Origin of the sequence: Alkalicoccus luteus, assembly GCF_012034335.1 — a bacterium.
GTDB classification, from domain to species: domain Bacteria; phylum Bacillota; class Bacilli; order Bacillales; family Salisediminibacteriaceae; genus Alkalicoccus; species Alkalicoccus luteus_A.
In genome coordinates this window covers 1-255 of record NZ_JAATHJ010000108.1, presented here as the reverse complement: position 1 = coordinate 255, position 255 = coordinate 1, and the positions used below count along the sequence as shown (strand labels likewise).

At 56.9% G+C, this 255-nt stretch carries 1 protein-coding gene; it reads left to right on the top strand.

Annotation, left to right across the window (positions count from 1 at the left end):
• On the top strand, positions 1-255 hold a 255-nt coding region (locus HCN83_RS18100; RefSeq protein WP_246238307.1), incomplete at both ends, for a reverse transcriptase domain-containing protein.

Sequence of the window (255 nt, the reverse complement as noted above, 5' to 3'; positions counted from 1 at the left end):
TCAGTAACATTTACCTCCATGAATTGGATACGGAACTGGAGCGACGAGGCCACCGGTTTGTCCGCTATGCCGACGATTGTAACATCTACGTGAAGAGCCGACGGGCAGGGGAACGGGTGCTGCGAAGCATTACCGCGTTTCTCGAAAACGACTTGTCGCTTACGGTGAACCGGGACAAGAGTGCTGTGGGGCGACCAACCACCCGCGCATTTCTCGGATTCTCCCTGCAGGCACTGCCGAAGGGGAAAACGGGGA